This window comes from Streptomyces sp. NPDC002055 (genome assembly GCF_040296705.1).
Taxonomy (GTDB): domain Bacteria; phylum Actinomycetota; class Actinomycetes; order Streptomycetales; family Streptomycetaceae; genus Streptomyces.
This window is the reverse complement of record NZ_JBEOXS010000057.1, coordinates 12,066-35,619: the sequence shown is the minus strand read 5'-3', so window position 1 is coordinate 35,619 and position 23,554 is coordinate 12,066. Positions and strand designations below refer to the sequence as shown.

At 69.3% G+C, this 23,554-nt stretch carries 17 protein-coding genes and 3 pseudogenes; 12 read left to right on the top strand and 8 right to left on the bottom strand.

Annotated elements, in window-relative coordinates:
• Positions 1 to 27 precede the first annotated feature (27 nt).
• Positions 28 to 1,557, bottom strand: a complete 1,530-nt coding sequence (locus ABT112_RS27815; RefSeq protein WP_351514137.1) for a helix-turn-helix domain-containing protein — start codon at positions 1,555 to 1,557, stop codon at positions 28 to 30.
• Positions 1,558 to 2,087: 530 nt separating this feature from the next.
• Between ABT112_RS27815 and ABT112_RS27810 the strand changes: the two genes are divergently transcribed.
• Positions 2,088 to 2,486, top strand: a complete 399-nt coding sequence (locus tag ABT112_RS27810) for a PH domain-containing protein (protein WP_351514135.1) — start codon at positions 2,088 to 2,090, stop codon at positions 2,484 to 2,486.
• 331 nt (positions 2,487 to 2,817) lie between these two features.
• The gene (locus ABT112_RS27805) at positions 2,818 to 3,717 is read left to right on the top strand and encodes a bifunctional helix-turn-helix transcriptional regulator/GNAT family N-acetyltransferase (protein ID WP_351514153.1); all 900 of its coding nucleotides are present in this window, start codon (positions 2,818 to 2,820) and stop codon (positions 3,715 to 3,717) included.
• 275 nt (positions 3,718 to 3,992) lie between these two features.
• On the opposite strand, the gene ABT112_RS27800 is transcribed toward ABT112_RS27805, so the two are convergent.
• Complete coding sequence (locus ABT112_RS27800; RefSeq protein ID WP_351514134.1) at positions 3,993 to 4,343, bottom strand: hypothetical protein; 351 nt, start codon at positions 4,341 to 4,343, stop codon at positions 3,993 to 3,995.
• Positions 4,344 to 4,909: 566 nt separating this feature from the next.
• Between ABT112_RS27800 and acnA the strand changes: the two genes are divergently transcribed.
• Positions 4,910 to 7,630: an aconitate hydratase AcnA gene (gene acnA, locus ABT112_RS27795; RefSeq protein WP_351514132.1), complete on the top strand. Its 2,721-nt coding sequence runs from the start codon at positions 4,910 to 4,912 to the stop codon at positions 7,628 to 7,630.
• 127 nt (positions 7,631 to 7,757) lie between these two features.
• On the opposite strand, the pseudogene ABT112_RS27790 reads toward acnA, so the two are convergent.
• Together ABT112_RS27790 and ABT112_RS27785 are read right to left on the bottom strand one after the other, a co-directional pair.
• Positions 7,758 to 7,931: pseudogene (locus tag ABT112_RS27790) on the bottom strand (DUF397 domain-containing protein); the annotation flags it as partial.
• A 38-nt stretch (positions 7,932 to 7,969) separates the two neighbouring features.
• Positions 7,970 to 8,261, bottom strand: a pseudogene (locus ABT112_RS27785) (Scr1 family TA system antitoxin-like transcriptional regulator); the annotation flags it as partial.
• 535 nt (positions 8,262 to 8,796) lie between these two features.
• On the opposite strand from ABT112_RS27785, the gene ABT112_RS27780 reads away from it, so the two are divergent.
• On the top strand, positions 8,797 to 9,147 hold the full coding sequence (locus tag ABT112_RS27780; RefSeq protein ID WP_351514128.1) for an SH3 domain-containing protein: 351 nt from the start codon (positions 8,797 to 8,799) through the stop codon (positions 9,145 to 9,147).
• A 134-nt stretch (positions 9,148 to 9,281) separates the two neighbouring features.
• Here ABT112_RS27780 and ABT112_RS27775 read toward each other — a convergent pair whose 3' ends face one another.
• On the bottom strand, positions 9,282 to 9,632 hold the full coding sequence (locus ABT112_RS27775) for a DoxX family protein (protein WP_351514126.1): 351 nt from the start codon (positions 9,630 to 9,632) through the stop codon (positions 9,282 to 9,284).
• A 118-nt stretch (positions 9,633 to 9,750) separates the two neighbouring features.
• Here ABT112_RS27775 and ABT112_RS27770 point away from each other — a divergent pair, with 118 nt between their 5' ends.
• Positions 9,751 to 10,662, top strand: coding sequence for a LysR family transcriptional regulator (locus ABT112_RS27770; protein ID WP_351514124.1), 912 nt, complete (start codon positions 9,751 to 9,753; stop codon positions 10,660 to 10,662).
• Between the two features lie 100 nt (positions 10,663 to 10,762).
• A complete protein-coding gene (locus ABT112_RS27765; RefSeq protein WP_351514122.1) occupies positions 10,763 to 11,314 on the top strand; it encodes a GNAT family N-acetyltransferase in 552 nt (183 codons plus the stop codon).
• Positions 11,315 to 11,332: 18 nt separating this feature from the next.
• On the opposite strand, the gene ABT112_RS27760 is transcribed toward ABT112_RS27765, so the two are convergent.
• From ABT112_RS27760 to ABT112_RS27750, 3 genes and pseudogenes are all read right to left on the bottom strand, one after another.
• Entirely contained in the window at positions 11,333 to 11,851 is a 519-nt protein-coding gene (locus tag ABT112_RS27760; RefSeq protein WP_351514120.1) for a DUF6879 family protein, read from the bottom strand.
• Positions 11,832 to 12,023 (bottom strand): annotated as a pseudogene (locus ABT112_RS27755) (hypothetical protein); the annotation flags it as partial. The gene ABT112_RS27760 and the pseudogene ABT112_RS27755, both read right to left, overlap by 20 nt.
• 54 nt (positions 12,024 to 12,077) lie before the next feature.
• Positions 12,078 to 15,929: a GH92 family glycosyl hydrolase gene (locus ABT112_RS27750; protein WP_351514118.1), complete on the bottom strand. Its 3,852-nt coding sequence runs from the start codon at positions 15,927 to 15,929 to the stop codon at positions 12,078 to 12,080.
• A 466-nt stretch (positions 15,930 to 16,395) separates the two neighbouring features.
• On the opposite strand from ABT112_RS27750, the gene ngcE reads away from it, so the two are divergent.
• From ngcE to ABT112_RS27720, 6 genes are all read left to right on the top strand, one after another.
• The gene (gene ngcE / locus ABT112_RS27745) at positions 16,396 to 17,823 is read left to right on the top strand and encodes an N-acetylglucosamine/diacetylchitobiose ABC transporter substrate-binding protein (protein WP_351514116.1); all 1,428 of its coding nucleotides are present in this window, start codon (positions 16,396 to 16,398) and stop codon (positions 17,821 to 17,823) included.
• Positions 17,824 to 17,885: 62 nt separating this feature from the next.
• Positions 17,886 to 18,809 (top strand): carbohydrate ABC transporter permease, encoded by a 924-nt coding sequence (locus ABT112_RS27740; protein ID WP_351514114.1) that lies wholly within the window; start codon positions 17,886 to 17,888, stop codon positions 18,807 to 18,809.
• Positions 18,810 to 19,059: 250 nt separating this feature from the next.
• Complete coding sequence (locus ABT112_RS27735; RefSeq protein WP_502975469.1) at positions 19,060 to 20,031, top strand: carbohydrate ABC transporter permease; 972 nt, start codon at positions 19,060 to 19,062, stop codon at positions 20,029 to 20,031.
• A gap of 110 nt (positions 20,032 to 20,141) precedes the next feature.
• The gene (locus tag ABT112_RS27730; RefSeq protein WP_351514112.1) at positions 20,142 to 20,744 is read left to right on the top strand and encodes a GNAT family N-acetyltransferase; all 603 of its coding nucleotides are present in this window, start codon (positions 20,142 to 20,144) and stop codon (positions 20,742 to 20,744) included.
• Positions 20,745 to 21,039: 295 nt separating this feature from the next.
• Positions 21,040 to 22,239 (top strand): ROK family transcriptional regulator, encoded by a 1,200-nt coding sequence (locus ABT112_RS27725; protein ID WP_351514110.1) that lies wholly within the window; start codon positions 21,040 to 21,042, stop codon positions 22,237 to 22,239.
• Positions 22,240 to 22,359: 120 nt separating this feature from the next.
• Positions 22,360 to 23,445 carry a sugar ABC transporter substrate-binding protein gene (locus ABT112_RS27720; RefSeq protein WP_351514108.1) on the top strand — a complete coding sequence of 362 codons (1,086 nt, stop codon included), beginning with the start codon at positions 22,360 to 22,362 and terminating at the stop codon, positions 23,443 to 23,445.
• The last annotated feature ends 109 nt before the right edge of the window (positions 23,446 to 23,554 follow it).

Sequence of the window (23,554 nt, the reverse complement as noted above, 5' to 3'; positions counted from 1 at the left end):
CGGAAAGGGTGCGGCGGCATCCGTAGTTCAGATGTCCCGGAAGATCTCGATCTGCGCCCCCACCGAGTTCAGCCGCTCCGCCAGGTCCTCGTAACCGCGGTTGATGACATAGACGTTGCGCAGGACCGAGGTGCCCTCCGCCGCCATCATCGCCAGGAGCACCACCACCGCGGGGCGCAGCGCCGGCGGGCACATCATCTCCGAGGCCCGCCAGCGTGTCGGCCCCTCGACCAGCAGCCGGTGCGGGTCGAGGAGTTTGACGCCGGCGCCCAGGCGGTTGAGGTCGGTCAGGTAGATCGCGCGGTTGTCGTAGACCCAGTCGTGGACGAGGGACGAGCCCTGGGCCGTCGCGGCGATGGCCGCGAAGAACGGGACGTTGTCGATGTTGAGTCCCGGGAACGGCATGGGGTGGATCTTGTCGATCGGCGCCCGCAGCTTCGACGGGCGCACGGTCAGGTCGACCAGCCGGGTGCGGCCGTTGTTGGCCGGGTACTCCGGGCTCCGGTCGTGGTCGAGGCCCATCTCCTCCAGGACGGCCAGTTCGATCTCCAGGAACTCCACCGGCACCCGGCGGACCGTCAGCTCCGACTCCGTTATCACCGCCGCGGCGAGCAGGCTCATCGCCTCCACCGGGTCCTCGGAGGGGGCGTAGTCCACATCGCGGTCGATGTGCGCGACGCCGTGCACGGTCAGCGTCGTCGTGCCGACCCCCTCGACCGTGACGCCCAGTTGCTCCAGGAAGAAGCACAGGTCCTGGACCATGTAGTTGGAGCTGGCGTTCCGGATGACGGTGACGCCGTCGTGCCGCGCCGCGGCCAGCAGTGCGTTCTCGGTCACGGTGTCGCCGCGCTCGGTCAGCACGATCGGGCGGCCCGGGGTGACGTTCCGGTCGACCTGTGCGTGGTACGTGCCGTCCGTCGCCGCGACCTCCAGACCGAAGTGGCGCAGCGCGGTCATGTGCGGCTGCACGGTCCGGGTGCCGAGGTCGCAGCCGCCCGCGTAGGGGATCCGGAAGTGGTCCAGCCGGTGCAGCAGCGGTCCCAGGAACATGATCACGCTACGGGTCCGGCGGGCCGCCGCCGTGTCCATGCTCTCCATGTCGAGCTGTGCGGGCGGGACGATCTCCAGGTCGCTGCCGCCGTTGACCCAGCGCGCCCGGACGCCGATGCTCCCCAGCACCTCCAGGATCCGGTAGACCTCCTCGATCCGGGCCACCCGCCGCAGGGTCGTCCGCCCCGAGGTGAGCAGCGAGGCGCAGAGCAGTGCCACACAGGCGTTCTTGCTCGTCTTCACGTCGATGCTGCCGGACAGCGGCCGGCCGCCGACGACGCGGAGGTGCATGGGGCCCGCGTATCCGAGCGAGACGATCTCGCTGTCCAGTGCCTCGCCGATGCGTGCGATCATCTCAAGGCTGATGTTCTGGTTGCCGCGCTCGATACGGTTCACGGCGCTCTGACTCGTCCCGAGAGCCTCGGCCAGCTCGGCTTGAGTCCAGCCTCTGTGCTGGCGGGCGTCTCGGATGAGCTTGCCGATGCGTACGAGGTAATCGTCTGCCATGCGAGTGAGGATATCTCGGATATGAGATGAGGCTCGGGTGGCGAACCGGGCGCGCCACCTGCCGACACCCGCACCAGAAGTGGTGCGGGACGGGATGAACGCGCACCTTCCCACCCACATACTGCACCGGGGTGTGATTCCGGGCCTGTTGGGCGGCGCGGACGGTGGAACGGCCCGGTCCGGCCGGGTGTGCGCGGTTCCCCGGCGCCCTCGCCGTCGTCCCGCGAAAAGCCGGCGGGGGCGGTGCGGCCGATCGGGTGACGCCCCTACGATCTTCAACATCTGTCGTGATCCGTCGCGCGCACGGCCGTCCGGGGGAGGAATCGAGATGTCCACAGCTGCCGCCGCCACACCTGCCGAGCCCGGCGCGGGCGGCACGCTGGTGCTGCCGCCCGAGCGGGGGCGGCGCGTTCTGGGGGTATGTGCCGTCGCCGTCGGTCTGATGGCGGCCCTCCTGCTGCTGGAAACGGTGTCGATCCTGGGGGGCAGCGGTTCTCTCGAAGAGTCGTGCGGTCGGCTTCGCGGAGATCATGGCCGCTCCGGGTGCGGTCGGTTACGCCGCCCTGCCGATGGTGACCGGGGTGCTCGCGCTGCTGGTCTCGCTGGTCCCGGCGTGGCGGCAGCCGGAGCTGCGGATAGACGCCGCCGGCCTCACCACGGTGCGCGGCCGCCGCGCCGCGACCGTCCCCTGGGCCGACGTCGAGGCGACCGGCTTCACCCGGAGCGGCGGCGTCCTGGTGCTCGTTCTCCGCGCGCACGCAACCCTTCCGGGCGGGCGGGAGCTCGGCCGGTCCCGGCCCGTGCCCTACTACGCGCTCGGGGTCGCCGTGCGCGGCGGTCCGCGGCGTGAGCGGCAGTGCCGGATCCGCGCCGCGATCGACCGCTTCGCTCCCGGCCGCCATGCCGAGGGGCCGGTGCGGGCCTCCTGAACGCTCCCGGCCGCCCGCCCCGCACTCCCCGGCATGCGCCCTCCGTATCCGCCTCCGACCGCCGTGGGGCCGCGGCCGTGAGCCACCCGGTCATCGCGCCGTGCCGCCGCCCCGCGCCACGTCATCCCGCGGCGCACCTCCTCAAGGTGGTCGCCTGCCCGGGCTGTCCCTGCAGTGATTCTCTGACTATGGTCAGAGAATGGATGCAGCGCAGACCGCACAGCAGACCGATGGGCAGCAGACCGATGCGGCGCAGGCCGAAGCAGGGCAGGCCGAAGCAGGGCAGACCGACGCGGCACGGATCGACGCGGGGCAGGCCCACGGGGCACGGATCGACGCACGGCAGATCGACCAGGTGCGGCGGTTCAATCGCACCGTCACCGAACGCGTGGGCGTGCTCCACGATCACTATCTGGGCCGTGACCGGCCCATCGGTGAGGCCCGGCTGCTCTGGGAGATCAGTGAAGAGGGGCAGGACGTGCGACGGCTGCGCGAGCGTCTCGGGCTCGACTCCGGCTACGTCAGCCGTCTGCTGCGCTCCCTGGAGGCCGGGGGGCTGGTGACCGTGGAGCCGCACGCCCGGGACCGGCGGGTGCGCACCGTCCGGCTCACCGCGGCGGGCCGCGCCGAGCGCGCCGTGCTCGACGGCCGCAGCGACGAGCTGGCCGGCTCCCTGCTGGAGCCGCTCAACCCCGCCCAGCGTGCCCGGCTGGTCGCCGCCATGGCCGAGGCCGAGCGGCTGCTCACCGCCGGGACCGTCGTCCTGGATCCCGTCGACCCGGACTGCCCTGACGCCCGGACCTGTCTGCACGCCTACTACGCGGAGCTGCAGGAACGCTTCGACACCGGCTTCGACTCCGAGCGGAGTCTGCTGCCGGACGCGGGTGAACTCCGCTCGCCGCGGGGCCTGTTCCTCGTCGCGCGGCTGCACGGCGAGCCGATCGGCTGCGCCGGCCTGAAGCTGCCGCCCGGCGCCCCGGCCGAGATCAAGCGGATGTGGGTCGCTCCGCAGGCCCGGGGGCTCGGGCTCGGGCGGCGGTTTCTGGCCGAGCTGGAGGCGCGGGCCGTCCGGCACGGCCGCGACCGGCTGCGCCTGGACACCAACAAGGCACTCACCGCCGCGATCGGTCTGTACCACTCCGTCGGCTTCGAGGAGGTCGAACCGTTCAATGACGAGCCGTACGCCCACTTCTGGTTCGAGAAGCGGATCACCGCCCGTCCCTCGGAGTGAGCCCACGTCCCTCGGAGTGAGCCCACGCCCCTCGGAGTGAGCCCACGGTCTTCGGAGTGAGCCTTCGGGCGGCGGATCGGCACCCCGAAGGACTCGCGGGCGCTCCGTGGCGGCACTCGCCCCTTGGGCGGTCACCGGGCACTCACATCGGTCAGGCGCGCCATCGTGCGCGGTCGCCGCACTGGCCCATGGCGTGGCCAGTGCGGCGTGCCCGAGGTGACGGCACTCGGCGCAGTCAGCGGGCGAGATGGGAAAGAGAATTCCGCAATGTGCTACTACGCGTAAATGACGCAGACGTTGGGGACGTAGCCCACGGTGCCCCGGTAGTTGACCTTGCGCCAGCCGTTGTACTTGTCGATCCCGCACGCGTTCCTGTACGTGCCGCCGGTGTGGCCGGAGATGTCGCAGCCCTTGGTCCCCTTGGGCCACGTGCCGAGGATGGTGGACGCGGTGGTGGCCGACTTGCGGATGTTGAGGGTGCTGAGCGACTTGAGGCTCTTGCACTTCGCCGCGGCGGTGGTGGCCACGGTGCCGCTCTGTGCGGTGGTCGCGGCGGAGGCCGCCGGTACAAGCCCGGCCAGTGACAGAGCCGCGACGGCCGCGGGGACGATGAAACGCTTCTTCAAAGAGTGCTCCAGTTTCTGGGGTGTCGGTGCTCACGCCCGAGAGTGCGGAACGATCTTATGTGTACCTGTCATCCGCGACAGGATCGGCAGTGGGAGCGCTCACTGCCGGTCGATGCCCCCCGTGCCCCTCTGTGCAGGTGCCGCTCTGTGCGAAGCCGGCGGCGGACGCCGCCGGTGCTCGCGTGCGGCGCCGCTGCGTGGCGGCTCGACATGCGGCCCCCACGGTCCACCTCAGCCGTTTCGGTCGCCCGGCGCCCCGGTGTGATCACCCGTGCGACCGGGTTCGGTGAGACATCCGGGTTCGTGAGACGTGAGGAGAAGGGGGTGCGTTCGCTGAGTGAACGCGTGAATGAGGGCGGTCACCGACGGCCGTCAGGGCATGACCGCGCGGCGGTCATGTACTAGAGTTATCTCGACATCGAGATATCTGCTGGAGGCGTACCACTTGCCCGCTGCTCGCCGAATCCGAGTAAGGGTTACCTAACTTAGCCTTACCTCAGCGGATCGGCAAGAAGCTGCACCGGCAGGATTGCCGTGGTACGCGCACATTGATGAAGGAGACTGTCGTGTCGGCGAACAGCTTCGACGCACGCGCCACGCTGAGCGTGGGCGACGAGTCGTACGAGATCTTCCGGCTGGACAAGGTGGAGGGCTCCGCCCGTCTGCCGTACAGCCTGAAGGTGCTGCTGGAGAACCTGCTCCGCACCGAGGACGGCGCGAACATCACCGCCGACCACATCCGGGCTCTGGGCAACTGGGACTCCAGCGCTCAGCCCAGCCAGGAGATCCAGTTCACGCCGGCCCGCGTGATCATGCAGGACTTCACCGGTGTGCCCTGTGTCGTGGACCTCGCCACCATGCGTGAGGCCGTCAAGGCGCTCGGCGGCGACCCGGCGAAGATCAACCCGCTGGCCCCGGCCGAGCTGGTCATCGACCACTCCGTCATCGCCGACAAGTTCGGCACCAAGGACGCCTTCGGCCAGAACGTCGAGCTGGAGTACGGCCGCAACAAGGAGCGCTACCAGTTCCTGCGCTGGGGCCAGACCGCGTTCGACGAGTTCAAGGTCGTCCCGCCCGGCACCGGCATCGTCCACCAGGTCAACATCGAGCACCTGGCGCGCACGGTCATGGTCCGGAACGGCCAGGCCTACCCCGACACCCTCGTCGGCACCGACTCGCACACCACCATGGTCAACGGCCTCGGTGTGCTGGGCTGGGGCGTCGGCGGCATCGAGGCCGAGGCCGCGATGCTCGGCCAGCCGGTCTCGATGCTCATCCCGCGCGTCGTCGGCTTCAAGCTGACCGGTGAGCTCAAGCCCGGCACCACCGCCACCGACCTCGTGCTGACCATCACCGAGATGCTGCGCAAGCACGGTGTCGTCGGCAAGTTCGTCGAGTTCTACGGTGAGGGCGTCGCCGCCACCTCGCTCGCCAACCGCGCCACCATCGGCAACATGTCGCCGGAGTTCGGCTCCACCGCCGCGATCTTCCCGATCGACGACGAGACCCTGAACTACCTCAAGCTCACCGGCCGCTCCGAGCAGCAGGTCGCGCTCGTCGAGGCCTACGCCAAGGAGCAGGGCCTCTGGCTCGACCCGGCCGCCGAGCCCGACTTCTCCGAGAAGCTGGAGCTCGACCTCTCCACGGTCGTCCCGTCGATCGCCGGACCGAAGCGCCCGCAGGACCGCATCGTCCTCGCCGAGGCCGCCGAGAAGTTCGCCCAGGACGTGCGCAACTACGTGCCGGTCGCCGACCTGGACGAGGCGGGCATCGAGTCCTTCCCGGCCTCCGACGCCCCGGCCGTCACCAACGGCGTGCCGACCAAGCCGACCCTGGTCACCGCCCCCGACGGTTCGACGTACGAGATCGACCACGGCGCCGTCACCGTGGCCGCGATCACGTCCTGCACCAACACCTCGAACCCGTACGTCATGGTCGCCGCCGCCCTGGTGGCCAAGAAGGCGGTCGAGAAGGGCCTGACCCGCAAGCCGTGGGTCAAGACCACCCTCGCCCCGGGCTCGAAGGTCGTCACCGACTACTTCGACAAGGCGGGCCTGACCCCGTACCTCGACAAGGTCGGCTTCAACCTCGTCGGCTACGGCTGCACCACCTGCATCGGCAACTCCGGCCCGCTGCCGGACGAGGTCTCCAAGGCCGTCAACGACGCCGACCTCGCCGTCACCTCGGTGCTCTCCGGCAACCGGAACTTCGAGGGCCGGATCAACCCCGACGTCAAGATGAACTACCTGGCATCCCCGCCGCTGGTCGTCGCGTACGCCCTCGCCGGTTCGATGAAGGTGAACATCACCACCGACGCGCTCGGCATCGACCAGGACGGCAAGCCCGTCTACCTCGAGGACATCTGGCCGACCGAGGCCGAGGTCAACGACGTCGTGGCCAACGCCATCGGCGAGGACATGTTCAACAAGTCCTACCAGGACGTCTTCGCGGGCGACGCCCAGTGGCAGGCCCTGCCGATCCCGACCGGCAACACCTTCGAGTGGGACGCCGAGTCCACCTACGTGCGCAAGCCCCCGTACTTCGAGGGCATGACCATGGAGACGACCCCGGTCCAGGACATCGCGGGCGCCCGCGTGCTGGCCAAGCTCGGCGACTCGGTCACCACCGACCACATCTCCCCGGCGGGTGCGATCAAGGCCGACACCCCGGCCGGCAAGTACCTCACCGAGCACGGCGTCGAGCGTCGTGACTTCAACAGCTACGGCTCCCGCCGCGGCAACCACGAGGTCATGATCCGCGGCACCTTCGCCAACATCCGCCTGCGCAACCAGATCGCGCCGGGCACCGAGGGCGGCTACACCCGCGACTTCACGCAGGACGGCGGCCCCGTCTCCTTCATCTACGACGCCTCCCAGAACTACCAGGCCGCCGGCACCCCGCTGGTCGTCCTGGCGGGCAAGGAGTACGGCTCCGGTTCGTCCCGTGACTGGGCCGCCAAGGGCACCGCGCTCCTCGGCGTCAAGGCCGTCATCGCCGAGTCCTACGAGCGCATCCACCGCTCGAACCTCATCGGCATGGGCGTCCTCCCGCTCCAGTTCCCGGAGGGCGCCACCGCGGAGGGCCTCGGCCTCACCGGCGAGGAGACCTTCTCCTTCACCGGCGTGACCGAGCTCAACAACGGCACCACCCCGCGCACGGTCAAGGTCACCACCGACACCGGCGTGGAGTTCGACGCGGTCGTCCGCATCGACACCCCGGGTGAGGCGGACTACTACCGCAACGGCGGCATCATGCAGTACGTGCTGCGCTCGCTGATCCGCAACTAAGGATCACCGCCGGGCCCCATGGGCTCACGGGCCCTCGGGCTCACGGATCCAACTGAGGGCCGCACTCCGGTTTCGGAGTGCGGCCCTCAGTCTTGTCCCGTGGGGGGAGTTGTCAGGGATGCTGCTGCTACGGGCTCAGAGCCGGCAGCCCGACCGCATAGGAGACGAACGCTTCCCACTCGCGCCGGGTGAAGGCGAGCCGCGGTCCGTTCTTGTCCTTGGAGTCGCGGACGAGGACCGTGTCAGGGACAGCGGCGACCTCTACGCAGTCAGGGCCGTCGTTGCTGCTGTGGCTGCTCTTGGTCCACGTCAGCTCTGACAGGCCAGAAGGCTTGATCGTCATGCCTCTCCCCGCAACTTCTCGATGAAGGCCAGTGACTCCCGTGGCCTGAGAGCCTGCGCCCGGATGATCCAATACCGCCGGCGTGGTCCTCGCGGTCGGAGGCATCACTTGGATCTCTACGTTACGCAACTTGCCCAATTCCAGTAGGTGTTCGAGTTGGCGCCGCAGTACCATCCTTCCCCCGATGGGGCGGCAGAGCGTCACCTCTTCCTGGACAAAACTCAGAACGGGAGCAGGCGACCGATTGACGATCTGTTGTCGGGCCGGCGTCGTGCGCACCACCTGCTCATGCCTCTCCCGGTCGGGCGGGAGCTTGCTCAGGCCGACACACCGGGCTCCGGCCCACGATCGAGGGGTAACTCCCGGGTATGCATTGCCCCACCACCGGTGCGGCGTGGGGGCGACTCAGCGGCTGTCGGTGAGGGATCGACTGGATGAGAAGTGCGTGCATGGGCTTGGTGGAGTGAGGGCGCATGACCTCCAGCCAGCTCAGACCCTCATCCAGCAGGCGTCCCATGCGCGAAGCTCCTCCAGTCCAGGCGGACATGGGCCCGTGCGCTGGGAAAGGCTCAAGGTGAGTGGCAGGCCCGAGCTCTTTCGTGCTCATTTCTTCGCCTGGCGGGTGCGGGTGTGTCGGCGGGCGGGTTCGGCGGAATCTCACCCGGCACGGGCTCGGAGCCCTTCCATGTGGAGGGGAGGTGAAGTGCGCCCACTGGCGACAGTCGGCCGATGCCGCACGGATATGGTCGAGCTGACCAGCACGAACTGTGTGGTGCGGAACGAAAGTTGATGCGCCGCGCTCTGTACCCGAAAGGGAATCGTCTTGCGACAGTCTCTGCTCCGGCGAGGGTTGACCACCCTCGCCGCGACCGCCGTCCTGGCCGGTGGCGCGATGGCCATGGCGCCGACTGCCGGGGCCGTCGGCTCCTCACAGTGCAACTCGAACTACAGCAACATCGACTTCGATGTACTCAAGAGCAACGCCAACCTGCGCACCGGCCCCAGCAGCAACTACTCCTCGAAGGAGCACCTGGCCAAGTACACGAAGTTCTACTACTACTGCGAATACACCACCAAGAGCACCAGCTGGTACTACGGCAAGATCCTCACCGGAGCTCACAAGGGCACCAAGGGCTGGGTCTACGCCGACTACATAGGCATCAAGAAGCCGTAACCGCTGCGGCGACTGCCTGAACGAGGGGGCCGACGACCATGGGGCGTCGGCCCCCTCATCTCCCAAGGCCTGTACCACTGCGGACACGACGGTGATTGCCTGCCGTGGATGGTCCCCACGCGGCGTTCCGATGCCTATCGCACCACGCCGAGGACGAGAGCTGCCGTGGCCAGCCCCAGGTAGGCGCCGGGAAACGCGATGGTGTCGTATCGACGGGCGCGGACGTGTGCGGCGATGGCACCGATGAAGAACAGGACGAGCCCTGTCGCGGCGGCAACGCCGATGACGGGGACACGCATCAGCCCGAGGACGAGACCGGCGGCTCCCGCGGCCTTGAGCGCGGCGAGCCACGGGAGCCAGGTCCGCGGGAGCCCCACTGCGGCCGAGTTGGTGAGGACGAACTCGGCTCTCAGGAAGTCCGCGACGGCCATTCCGGCGTTGGCCAGGATGGCGATGACGGTGATGATCAGGTAGGCGGTGAACACGTGCCCTGCCTCTCAGCCGAGTGCGTCGTGAGGTCGGCGAGCTCTGCGTGCTCACCGTCAAAAAGCCTTCCCGAGCCCCCGGAGCGGCGTCCAATACCTGCGTCCATAACCTGACCGCATGGATGTGGACACTCGGCTGCTGCGCTACTTCGTCGCCGTGGCGGAGGAGGGGACCCTCACCCGCGCCGCGGAGCGATTGTTCGTGTCGCAGCCCGCGCTCACCAAGCAGATCAAGCAGCTGGAGACCCGGCTGGGAATGCGACTGTTCACGCGGTCGCGCACCGGCATGACCCTCACGGAACCGGGCCGGGCACTGGCAGAGCGGGTGCCCGCCCTGCTGGCCGACTGGGACCGGATGCTGCGGGAGACCAGGAGCGCGGCCGGCCGCGCAGCCCGCACGCTGCGGGTCGGCTCCATGGCCAGTGCCGCCAATGAGAGGACTCCGCACATCGTCGCGGAGTTCACCCGGCGCCGGCCGGGCTGGCGGGTGGACATGCGGCAGGCATCCTGGGGCGATCCGAGCGCCGGGCTCGCAGCCGGGGACGTCGACGTCGCCATCCTGCGCCTGCCCTTCCCCGGCCAGGACTCTCTGCGAACGGCGGTGCTGTTCTCCGAGCCCCGCTGGGTCGCCCTCCCCGAGGGGCACCCTTGCGCCGCGTCCGAGGTGATCCCCTTCCGGGAGCTGTGGGATGAGCCGTTCGTGGCCGCTCCCCGTGCATCGGGCCGGTGGCGGGATTACTGGCTGGCCACTGACGATCGCGAGGGTCACCCGGTCCGTATCGGGGCCGTCACCGACCAGCCGGACGACTGGCTCAGTGCCATCGCCCATGGCTATGGCATTGCTCTCGCCCCGGCCTCCGCCGCCCGCTTCTACGCCCGCCCCGGCATCACCTATCGCCCTGTCAGCGGCGTCGGCCCCAGTCGGGTCGGTGTCGCGTGGGCCCGTGCCGACGACACCGATCCCGTGGTTCAGGACTTCGTCCGCTGCTGCTTGGAGAACGGACCCCGGCCGGAGGAGACCATCGCGTGATCCACTGGCGGGGCAGACGGCACCCTGGACTGTCCGCATGGATCCGCAGGAAGTCCTAATCCATTTGTCGACCGGCCCCGCCCTGCGGAATCATCCGTCCATGGGACAGCCCTCCGAAAGTCTCTCGTTCGAGCAGGTCGAGCTGCGCCGGTGGAGTGTCGATGACCTCGACACCCTGTACCGGGCGGTCGGCGAGTCGCTCGACCATCTCCGCCCGTGGATGCCCTGGGCGGCCGAACACAGCCGGGAGCACTCCGCGGAGTTCCTGGTCCGTTCCCAGGTGGAGTGGATGTCGGGGGAGGCCCACAACTACGCGATCGTCGCCGACGGCACCGTGATCGGGAGCTGCGGACTGATGCGCCGGATCGGGCCCGGCGGGCTGGAGATCGGGTACTGGATCCACCCCGGCTGGACGGGACGGGGGCTCGCCACCATGGCCGCCGCGGCCCTGGTCCGGGAGGGCCGGTCGCTGCCGGGGATCGACCATCTGGAGATCCAGCACGACGAGGCCAACCACGCGAGCGCCGCCGTCCCCCGCCGTCTGGGCTTCACCCACGTCGAGCGGCGGGTACTCCCCGACGGGCCGCAGACGCCGGGTGAGGTGGGCATTCACTGGGTGTGGCGGCTCAACACCTCGGGCGAAACGAGCTGAACGTGCCCGGTACCTTCGTCAGCTCGGCCAGTACTCCGCGTGAGGGATCGCGCGTTCCCATGCTGCCTCGTACGCCCTTGCGTACTGCGCAGCCAATTCCGGGTCGTGCAGGACTTCCATGCGCGGATCGGTCCACTGGCCCTCACCGCTGAAGTGGTGCAGGATCACGGTTTCCTCGTCCATGACCCAGCCGTCGAGTGCGGGAAGGAGCAGATCACCCGCGCGCGATCGTGGCAGCCAACGGACGTCTTCACCCGCTGCGACGTTCGTGAACGTGCCGTCGTACTCGTACCGCACGTACTCACTCAGTGGCTCGGAGACGACACGCAGCCGCCGCATGACCACGCCCCGGCTGGTCGTCTCGGTCACCACGTCCAGCCATGAGCGCCACCAGGAATCCCGGTCTGCCGGGTCGTAACGGTGCCCTCCCTGCCAGCGGATGAACTCCGGATCATCGCGCATGTAGCTGTCCCGCATCTCAAGGTGCATCGCCGAGCGCTGCGCCTTTGCGAGGCATTCACGTACCGCTGTTGCCACCGTTGTCCTCACTGTCCGGGCGGGGGATGAACTGAAGCATGTTGGCGGGCAATCGGATCACAGTTTCGTGCTCCGGAACGTCTGTGGAGTGGCCCGGGACCGAACCGACCGTCTGCGCCTGCCGGATGGTCCCCTCATCGGCCTTCCACGATTGCATGATCAGGTCTCCGGCCGCTCCCGGACAGCCCGATCCGGGAGCAGCCGGGAGCGCGAGCGTCCAGCCGGCTCAGCCCAGCAGCTCCACCTCCGCCAGCGTCCCCCGGCCCCCCACCGCCTCCAGCCGGTAGTGCCGGTACGTGCCCGGGTGCGCGACCGCGAAGGCGCGGGTCTGCCGGTCCCAGGTGAACGACTCGTCCGGCCGCCGGTCCAGGACGGTCCACTTCTCGCCGTCGTCCGACCCCTTCAGGACCCACCCCGCCGGTGCCTCCGCCCTCTGCGACGAGGTGAGCGTGTAGTACACCACCCGTGCCGCCGACCGCGGCTCCACCGTGACCGAGGAGAGCGGGCCGTCCGTGCTCGATGTGTCGTCGAACAGGGCGGAGCCGTCGTTCACCGTCACATCGTCCATCGGCTTCGGCGGCTCGTCGCCCCGGGTGAGGGAGCCCGGCCCCGCGTCCTTCCCGGTGCCCCACGACGACGGCTTCGGGCCCATCGTGAACTCCAGCGTGCCGCCGCGCGCGATCTCCGCGTGCGGGAGCGCGGTCGAGGTCCAGGTCTTCCCGTTGACCTTCAGGCCCTGGACATAGACGTTCCGGGCGCTGTTCCGCGGGGCGGAGATCACCAGGTCACGGCCGCCCGCCAGGTGCACGGTCGCCTTGGTGAACAGCGGTGAGCCCACCGCGTACTCCGGGCTGCCCATCACCAGCGGATAGAAGCCCAGCGCGCTGAACAGGTACCAGGCTGACATCTCGCCGTTGTCCTCGTCGCCCGGGTAGCCCTGGCCGATCTCGCTGCCGAGGTAGAGCCGGGACAGCACCTCGCGCACGTGCTTCTGCGTCTTCCAGGGCTGGCCCGCCGCGTCGTACATGTACGGGATGTGGTGCGACACCTGGTTGCTGTGCCCGTACATGCCCATGCGCACATCCCGGGCCTCGGTCATCTCGTGGATGACGCCGCCGTACGAGCCCGCGTACTTCGGCTCGGCCGTCTCCGGAGTGGCGAAGAAGGTGTCGAGCTTCTCGGCGAAGGCGCGCTTCCCGCCGTACAGCGCGGCCAGGCCGCGGGTGTCCTGCGGGGCGGTGAAGGCGAAGTTCCAGCCGTTGGTCTCGGTGTAGTCGTGCCCCCAGACGCGCGGGTCGTAGGACGAGGGCGGCAGCCGCCAGTCGCCGGCCGGGTCCTTGCCCTGGAAGAAGTCGACCGCCGGGTCGAAGTGCTTGACGTAGTTCAGGGCGCGGTTGCGGAAGTACTCCGACTCCTCGCGGTACCGCGCCTTTCCGGTCTTCGCGTAGAGGGCCCTGCCCATCCGGGAGACGCCGAAGTCGTTGAGGTAGCCCTCCAGCGCCCAGGACATGCCCTCGCGGGTCGCGGTGCTGGTGTAGCCCTGGAAGACGGAGGTCTCCATGCCCTTGCGGCCGACGCCGGGGATGGGCGGGGCGACGGTGGCGTTCTTCAGCGCGGCCTCGTACGCGGTCCCGGCGTCGAGGTCCACGCCCTTGAGGTAGGCGTCGGCGAACGCCACGTCCGAGCTGGTGCCGGTCATCAGGTCGGCGTAGCCGGGGGAGGACCAGCGGGAGATCCAGCCGCCGTCCCGGTACTGCTGGACGAAACCGTCGGCCATCCGCCCGGCCCGCTCCGGGGTGAGCAGGGAGTACGCGGGCCAGGTGGTCCGGTAGGTGTCCCAGAAGCCGTTGTTGACGTAGACCTCGCCGTCCACGATCTTCGCGCCGGTCCGGGTCGGGGTGTTCGCGCCCGCCGGCGCGGAGAACGGACTGGCGTAGCGGTGCACCGGGTTCAGCGGTGTCCCGGTGTTCTCGAAGCCGGAGTTCGGATAGAGGTACAGCCGGTAGAGGTTGGAGTAGAGGGTGGTGAGCTGGTCCCGGGTGGCGCCCTCCACCTCGACCCGGCCGAGCAGTTCGTCCCACTGGTCCCGCGCCTGTTCCCGGACCGAGGCCAGGGTGGCCGTCTCCGGGATCTCGTGGGCGAGGTTGGCGCGCGCCTGGTCGACACCGATCAGCGAGGTGGCGATGCGCAGGGTCACGGTGCGGTCCGCGCCGGGCCGGAAGCGGAAGAAGCCGCCGACGTCGTTGCCCCCGCCGCCGCTGAGCCGGCCGCTGTCGCTGACCGGCGCGTCGAACACGCCGTACACGAAGAGCCGCGTGGCCCCGGTGGACAGCCCGCTGCGGACGTCGGAGAAGCCGGTCACCACACCGCGCGCGGGGTCGAGCGTGAGCCCGCCCTTGTTGTTCACGTTGTCGAATATCACGCTGGCGTCGTCCCGGGGGAAGGTGAAGCGCATCAGCGCCGCGTGGTCGCTCGGCGCGATCTCGGTGCGCAGCCCGTTGTCGAACGTGACGCCGTAGTAGTGCGGGCGGGCGGTCTCGTTCTCGTGGTGGAAGGGGAGGGCGCGGGCGGTGCGCCCGGCGTCCGGGGTGCCCGCCGCGGCGGACGGCATCACCTGGAACGTCTGCCGGTCGCCCATCCAGGGGCTGGGCTCGTGGCTGGCGGCGAAGGCCTGCACGGTGGGCAGGTTGGCGTCGTTGTTGGCCCGCGCGTACTCGTAGAGCCAGCTGGACGAACCGGCGTTGGTGACCGGCGTCCAGAAGTTGAAGCCGTTCGGGACGGCGGTGGCCGGGAAGGTGTTGCCGCGGGAGAAGGTGCCGCTGGAGTTGGTGCCGCGGGTGGTCACCGCGTGGTCCGCCGCATGGGCCGGGGGCGGTGCGGGCGGCTCGGGGGCGATCGCGATGTCGTCCACCCAGCCGCGGAACTTCGCCGGTCCCTTCGGGGCGTCGTAGGCGACGAGGATCCGGTCGATCGTCCTGCCCGCGGCGACCCGGCCGATCGCGGACTCCTTGTGGTTCCACTGGTTGACGTACAGGGTCTTCGACGCGGCCTGGCCCTGCGGGGTCAGCGGGGCGCCGTGCTGGTCGACGGCGCCGAGCTCGCTCAGATAGCTGCCGTCGGTGAACGCCAGGTCCACCGCGACCCGGGTGGCCGGATAGGTCAGGTCGCCCTCGGTGAGCGAGGGGTGGATCCGGTAGGAGAGCCGGGTCGTCGGGGTGACGGCCGTGTCGACGTCGAAGACCTTGTTGTACGAGTAGGCGCGGCCCGCGGCCTGGTGGACCCCCGCGTAGCGCAGCGCCCGGACGCCGGTGAACCCGGCGTTGGCCTTCCCGGTGGGGGAGCCGGCCGGGCCCCGGTCGGGATAGCTGCGCATGTCGGAGGCGGACGGTGTGGTGTCGTCGCCGTTGGAGAACTGCACCTCGGCGAGCTGGGTGAGCTGCTCACCGGCGTTCCGGGTGATGTCCAGCCGGTAGTGCCGGTACGCGTGGGTGTTCCGGGCCGGGAACGTGCGGGTCTGCTGGCGCTCCTCGAAGACCTCGGACTCGCGGGTGTCCAGCGGCGTCCAGTTCTCGCCGTCGTCGGAGCCCAGGAAGGTCCAGTCCCGCGGGTCGCGCCCGGCCGCGTCGTTGGCGGAGGTGAGGGCGTAGCGCACCACGGCCACCGGCTCCGCGAGGTCGAACTCCAGCCAGGCGGAGTCGTCGAACACCAGCCATTTGCTGCCGGTCTCGCCGTCGACGAGGTTCTCCTTGATCTCCCCGGCGGCGGTGTTCTCGGCGCTGGCCCGCACCTCCGTCACCCGGTCCGTCACATCGCCCGGCAGCCCCGGGGAGTAGCCGCCGTCGACCCCGGACGCCTTCTTCCGGCCGTCCGGACCGGTCTCCACAGTGTTGCTCCAGGTGGGCTGGGGATCGCCGGTCTCGAAGGAGGTGGTGAACTCCTCGGTGACCTCCACGGGTTGGCGGGGGAGCGCCGCCCGGGCCGCTTCCGCTGCCGCTCCCGGTAGTGCCGAGGCCAGGACGACGACGGCCGCCACCAGGGCGGCCGTACGTCCGTGACCTCGCCATCGCCTGCGCTGCATGTCCAGCCCCTCCAACGAATTCGACAACGTTGTCACACCGGTTGCGCAGAGCTTAGTAATGGTGGATGGGGCGGACGGTGTCAAGGCGGCGGGTGGTACCACTCTGACGGGTCATCGGCGGATTGCCGGGTGGGGCACGCCGTGCGTTCCGCTTTTGTCCGGGCGCCGGAGACCCGCATGCGGCCGAGGTCTCAACTCGGGAAATCTGTTGTCCAAACTTGTATTCGATCTTGCCCAGTTGACCGCGAATGGACTATACCTGTCGGCGTCCGAGGGCCGTAGGGCAGACAGGCCCCAGGCGGTCACGGACCCGGAGGGACGGGTGCGGCGGGGCGCGAGGAGCGCCGGTCGCCGCGGTACTCCAGTCATCCCGGCGCACACCCTGCACGACCCGAGCTTCAACGACCGCGGTGCCGGGCAGGCTCCCGTACACCGCCTGAGTCCTGGAGAAGGCGAGGACTTGAGCATGGGATCCACCTCTGAGTACGGGCGTCGTGACGTGATCAGGAGGGCGGCGGCGCTCGGCCTGATCGCGGTGCCGTCGATGAGCGCGCTCAGCGCGTGTGCGACCAGCGAGAGCGACGGCGACAAGCCGGTCGACAAGGGCGAGAAGTCGGAGAAGAACCCGCTCGGCGTCAACGCCGGAGCCCCCCTGGACGTTGTCATCTTCGACGGCGGCTTCGGAGAGCAGTACGCCAAGGACGCGGAGGCGGAGTACCGGAAGGCGTATCCCAAGGCCAAGGTCGCGCACGCCTCCACCCAGAAGATCCAGTCCACGCTCCAGCCCCGGTTCAACGGCGGGACCCCGCCGGACCTCATCGACAACTCCGGTGCCGAACAGATGGACTTCGGCACCCTGGTGTCGAAGAACCAGCTCACCGACCTGACCGAACTGCTCGACGCCCCGTCCGTGGACGACCCGTCCAAGAAGGTCCGCGACACCCTGCGGCCGGGCGTCGTGGAGATGGGGCAGTTCGACGGCAAGCCCGTCTGGATCCTCTACTACGCCTACACGGTCTACGGCGTCTGGTACTCGCGCTCCACCCTGGAGAAGAACGACTGGGAGTACCCCGAGACCTGGGACGACATGCTCAAGGTCTGTGCCGCGGCCAAGAAGAAGGGCATCGCCGGCTGGACCTACCCCGGCAAGTACCCCTACTACCTGCCGTTCAGCCTCTACCCGTTCATCGCCAAGATCGGCGGCGCCGACGTCCTGAAGGCGATCGACAACCTGGAGCCGAACGCCTGGAAGCACCCCGCGGTCAAGGCGGCCTTCGAGGCGTACTACGAACTCCACCAGAAGGGCTACATCCTCAAGGGGACGCCCGGCCTGACGCACATCGAGGCGCAGACGGCATGGACCGGCGGCAAGGCCCTGTTCATACCGAACGGTTCCTGGGTGGAGAACGAGGCCAAGAAGACCACGCCCAAGGGGTTCGGGATGACCGTCGGCGCGCCGTCGGGCCTGGACTCCTCCGACCGGATGCCGTTCGGCACCCTGTGGGCGTCCGGCGGCGAGCCGTTCGTCGTGCCCCGGTCGGCGAAGAACCCGCAGGGCGGCATGGAGCTGCTGCGCATCATGCTCGGCGAGAAGTCGTCGAAGAACTTCACCCGGCAGGTCTCCTCGCTCACCTCCCTCAACGGCGGCACCGAGGGACTCACCCTCCCGCCGGGGCTGAAGTCCGCCACCGAGGCCCTGGACAAGGCCGGGGAGAACATCGTCAACCCGCGGATCCAGGACTGGTACGTCGCCCTGCAGAAGGAGAAGATCGGCGTCGCCGCGCTCGGCGAGATGATGGCCGGCCGGATGACCCCGGTGGAGTGCGTCGCGAAGTGCCAGAAGTTCGCCGACGAGACCGCCAAGGACGACGCCGTCAAGAAGTACCGGCACTGACGTTGCGGACCAACGCGTCACCAGCGGCGGCGCCCTCAGGGGAGGATCGGGGTCGGTAGGGAATGCAGCACGGCAAGTACCGCTTCGTCGCGGGGTTTCTGGCCCTGCCTCTGGCGATCTACGCAGTCTTCGTGATCTCGCCCTTCGTCCAGGCCATCTACTACTCGTTCACGGACTGGACCGGGCTGAGCCCCGACTTCTCCATGGTCGGCCTCCGCAACTACCAGCGGATGCTGCTCGACGACATCTTCTGGACGGCGCTGGGCAACAACCTGCTGCTGCTCCTCGTGCTGCCGCTGGTGACGCTCGGGCTGGGGCTGTTCCTCGCCTTCATGCTGAACGTCGGCGGCCGGCGCCGGAAGAACGCGGCGATCGGCGGAGTGCGCGGCTCCGGCCTCTACAAGATCGTCTACTTCTTTCCGCAGGTCCTCTCGATCGCCATCGTCGCGCTGCTGTTCCAGTTCGCGTACAACCCCAACAGCGGTGCGCTGAACTCGTTCCTCCAGGCCGTCGGGCTGGACTCGGTGCAGCCCGACTGGCTGGGCGATCCCGATCTGGCGCTGTGGTGCGTCATGGCGGTGATGGTCTGGAGCAATGTCGGCTTCTACGTGGTGCTCTTCTCCGCCGGGATGAGTTCGATCCCGAAGGACTTCTACGAGGCGGCGCTGCTCGACGGGGCCAACCGCTTTCACACCTTCTGGCGGATCACGCTGCCGCTGTTGTGGGACACCGTGCAGACCGGCTGGATCTACATGGGGATCCTCTCGCTCGACGCGTTCTCCTTCGCCGTCGTGCAGATCATGACGGTGGGGCCGGGCGGACCGGCCTACTCCACCGAGGTCCTGTCCTTCTTCCTCTACACCAAGGCGTTCCGGGACGGACAGGCCGGCTACGCGACCTCGCTCGGCGTGGCCCTGCTGATCGTCACCCTGCTGTTCGCGTTCGTCGTCATGAAGCTCGGCCGGCGCGAGCGGCTGGAGTACTGATGGCGGGGACGACGACGGGGACGACGGTGGCGGGGACGGCCGTACCGAGGGCCGGGACGGCGGCACCGATGATCACGACGGCAGGACCGAGAGCCGGGACGGCCGTACCGAGGGCCGCAGCGGCAGGACTGACGACCGGGACGGCCGTACCGATGGCCTTAACGGCCGCACCGATGGCTGTGACGGCGTTACCGATCGCGAGGACGCCGCACCGGACCCACCGCCCGAACGCCGACCTGGGGGTAGCACCGTGACCGCGCAAGCAGAACCCTCGGACCTCCCGGGCGTGACGAAGGCGGACGGGCGGCCCGTCCCCGGTGCCCCCGCGCCGGCCCTGCCGCGGCAGCGGGGGGTGCTCGGGGCCGGCGGTGGCCGCCCGGACCGCGGGTCGGACGGCGAGGGCCGCGTCCTCAACGTGTTCTCGCACGGTGTGCTGGTGGTCTGGGGGCTGCTGGTCACCATGCCGCTGATCTGGGCGGTGATGAGCTCGGTCAAGGACGACCGGGAGATCTTCACCTCGCCCTGGGCGCTGCCGTCCGCCCTGCATCTGGACAACTGGACGCGCGCCTGGACCAAGGCGCACATGGGGGACTACTTCTTCAACACCGCGGTGGTCGTGGGCGGCGGGCTGATCGGCACCATGCTGCTCGGCTCGATGGCCGCCTATGTGCTGGCCCGCTTCGAGTTCCCGGGCAGCCGCTTCCTGTACTACCTGTTCGTCGGCGGGATGAGCTTCCCCGTCATCCTCGCGCTGGTGCCGCTGTTCTTCGTCATGAAGAACATGGGGCTGCTGAACACCTACCACGGCCTGATCCTGGCCTACATCGCCTACTCGTTGCCGTTCACCGTCTTCTTCCTGACCGCCTTCTTCCGCACCCTGCCCACCTCGGTGGCGGAGGCGGCGCTGATCGACGGGGCCTCGCACACCCGGACGTTCTTCCAGGTCATGCTGCCGATGGCGAAGCCCGGCCTGATCAGCGTCGGAATCTTCAACTTCCTGGGGCAGTGGAACCAGTACCTGCTGCCGACGGTGCTCAACACCGGACCGGACCGGAAGCTGCTCACCCAGGGCCTGGTCCAGCTCGCCGTCAGCCAGGGGTACAAGGGGGACTGGTCGGGGCTCTTCGCCGGTCTGGTCATGGCCATGCTGCCGGTGCTCGCCGTGTACATCGTCTTCCAGCGACAGGTACAGGCCGGCCTCACCGCGGGGGCGCTCAAGTAGCGGGAGCGGCGAGGGAGGTCGGGCCGGACGGGGAAGGCCCCGGCGGTCGGTGGAGTGGGCCCGCCGGGGCCTTCTGGGGTCGCCCGGGACAGCAGTTGAGGAGGAGACCGGTGACCGCACCGAGCACCAGCGACGAGACGGTGATCCGCATCTACGGGCCCGGGCAGGTTTCGCCCCTGCTGGACGTCGTCGCCGACATCTGGGCCGACGCTCACCCCGAGTTGGTGGACCACCCTTCCGACGAGTTCGCCGGCCTGTCCGTCCCGGCGCTGCGCCGCCAGATAACCGGCCACCTCAAGCACGAAGGCTTCACGATGGTCCTGGGCTACGCATCCGGTACGCCGGTGGGGTTCGGCTACGCCTTCCCCTGCACCGCCGCCTACTGGTTCGGGCACGATCTCGCCGAGCGGGTCCCGGCAGGGGCCCGGACCGAGCGGCTGATGGGACTCTGCGAGCTCGCGGTCCGGCCGCCGTGGCAGTCCCGGGGCATCGGCACAGGCCTGCACGATGCGCTCCTGACCGCCATCAACCCCCGCTGGTCCTCCCTGCTGGCACTGCCGTCCAACCGCCGTGGACATGACCTCTACGCCCGCCTCGGATACACCTGCGCAGGCCCCTACCTGAACACGGCCGACGGCCCGACATTCGATCTGCTGCTCCTCCGGGTCGACGGTGCTGCCGACGCCGCACACGGACGGGTCGGGCCGCCGTGAGGGCCACGGGCACGGACGCGGGCACGCGCGACGTGGCTGATCCGCACCGTCCGGTGCCCTCGGGCGGGGTCCGTTTCCGGCCATTCGGCCGGGAGCGGGCTCCTACCCGTTCCCTTTCCTGCTCCGGGCGAGCAGGTCCCGACAGGCTGCATAGCATGGCGCTCATCCGATGCCTGGACCGCTCAAGGCCTTGACGGGAAACAACGTCTGGGGCTCTGCTTAGAGTTCATATGTTGTATACGACGGGGTCTCATCGGCGCGGCTCCGTCCTGCCCCAGGTGGGAGTGATCAGAGCGTGGAGACTCCGGGATCGCAGTCGTCGCTGCACCGGGCCAATCTGGAGCGCGTCGTCCGCGCGGTGCGGCTGGCCGGCTCGCTCACCCAGGCGGAGATCGCCCGGAGCACCGGGCTGTCCGCCGCCACGGTCTCCAACATCGTCCGGGAGCTGAAGGACGGCGGAACGGTCCAGGTCACCCCCACGTCGGCGGGGGGCCGGCGGGCCCGCAGCGTCTCGCTGAGCGGGGACGCCGGCGTCGTGGTGGGTGTGGACTTCGGCCACACCCACCTGCGGGTCGCGATCGGCAACCTGGCCCATGAGGTGCTCGCCGAGGAGTCCGAGCCGCTGGATGTCGACGCCTCGGCCGCCCAGGGCTTCGACCGGGCGGAACTGCTGGTCAACCGCCTGATCGCGGGCACGGACATCCGTCCGGACAAGGTCATCGGGGTGGGCCTCGGCGTGCCCGGCCCGATCGACGTGGAGACCGGGACCCTCGGCTCCACCGCGATCCTCCCGGGCTGGGTGGGCATCAACCCGCGCGAGGAGCTCTCGGAGCGCCTCGGGGTGCCGGTGCACGTCGACAACGACGCCAACCTGGGCGCCCTCGGCGAGCTGGTCTGGGGCGGCGGGCGCGGGGTGAAGGACCTGGCGTACATCAAGGTGGCCAGCGGCGTCGGCGCCGGTCTGGTGATCAACGGACAGATCTACCGCGGGCCCGGCGGCACGGCCGGGGAGATCGGGCACATCACGCTCGACGAGTCCGGGCCGGTGTGCCGCTGCGGCAACCGCGGCTGCCTGGAGACCTTCACCGCGGCCCGCTACATCCTGGGGCTGCTGCACTCCAGCCACGGCCCCGACCTGACCGTGGAGCGCATGGTGCAGCTCGCCCGGGAGGGCGACCCCGGCTGCCGCCGGGTGATCGGCGACGTGGGCCGGCACATCGGCAGCGGCGTGGCGAACCTCTGCAACCTGCTCAACCCCAGCCGGGTGGTGCTCGGCGGGGACCTCGCGGAGGCCGGCGAGCTGGTCCTGGCGCCCATCCGGGAGTCGGTCGCGCGGTACGCGATCCCCAGCGCGGCGCGGCGGCTGTCGGTCGTCCCGGGGGCCCTCGGCGGCCGCGCCGAGGTGCTCGGCGCGCTGGCGCTCGTCCTCAACGAGATGGGCGATTCCACCCTTTTGGACGGTTCTGTACCCGCTGCGGCGCCTGCCTTCACTTAGATAACGAATGGCACCGTTGCCATCTCGTTAAGAATTTACTTCTTGACGCCCGACGGGCGGCCGAGTTGACTTCCAGCCACCTCGGCCGCCCACGTCGCGGCCTCGTCAGGGAGGTTCCACATGAACGCAACGATGCGTCGCGTCGTGATCGGTACGGCCGCTGTCTCCATGGCGCTGTCCATGGCCGCGTGCGGCAAGGCGGGAAGCGCAGGCGGGGACGGCGACAACAAGACCATCGGTCTGCTGCTGCCGGAGAACAAGACGACCCGGTACGAGACCTTCGACCGGCCGCTCATCAAGGCGAAGATCAAGTCCCTCTGCAAGGACTGCGACGTCGCCTACAACAACGCCAACCAGGACACCGAGACCCAGAAGAAGCAGTTCGACGCCCTGATCACCAAGGGCGTGAAGGTCATCATCCTGGACCCGGTCGACGCCACCGCCACCCGGTCCTGGGTGGACGCCGCCGCCAGGAAGGGCGTGAAGGTCGTGGCCTACGACCGGCTCGCCGAGGGCGACATTTCGGCATACGTGTCCTACGACAACGAGAAGATCGGCCAGCTCCAGGGCGAGGGCGTGCTCAACGCGCTCGGCGACGACGCCGAGGACAGCCGGGTCGTGATGATCAACGGCTCGCCGACCGACCCCAACGCCGCCCTCTTCAAGGCCGGCGCCCACAAGGTGCTCGACGGCAAGGTGAAGAAGGTCGTCTACGAGCAGGACATCCCCGACTGGTCCCCGGACGAGGCCAACCGCAAGATGGCCGCCGCCATCACCTCCCTCGGCAAGGACGGCTTCGACGCGGTCTACTCCGCCAACGACGGCATGGCCGGCGGCATCACCACCGCCCTGAAGTCCTCCGGCATCAAGGACGTCCCGGTGGGCGGCCAGGACTCCGAGCTCGCCGGTCTCCAGCGGATCCTCGGCGGCTCGCAGACCTTCACCATCTACAAGGGCATCAAGCCCGAGGCCGAGACCACCGCCGAGATCGCGGTGAAGCTCCTCAAGGGCGAGAAGATCGACTCCGTGGCCCCGGAGACGGCCGCCAGCAAGAGCAAGAAGGGCATCCCCACCAAGCTCTACGACGCCACGATCGTGACCAAGGACAACATCAAGGACACGATCCTCAAGGACGAGGTGTACACGGCCGACCAGATCTGCACGGCCGACTTCGCCAAGGCCTGCAAGGCAGCCGGCATCAAGTAGCGGCCCGGCCGCCCGCGCCCGCCTCCCGCGCCGCGCGGCCGGCCGGTCCGCCTCCCGCGCCGCGCGGCCGCCCGCCTCCCGCCGGCCGGTCCGCCACGGACCCGCCGCC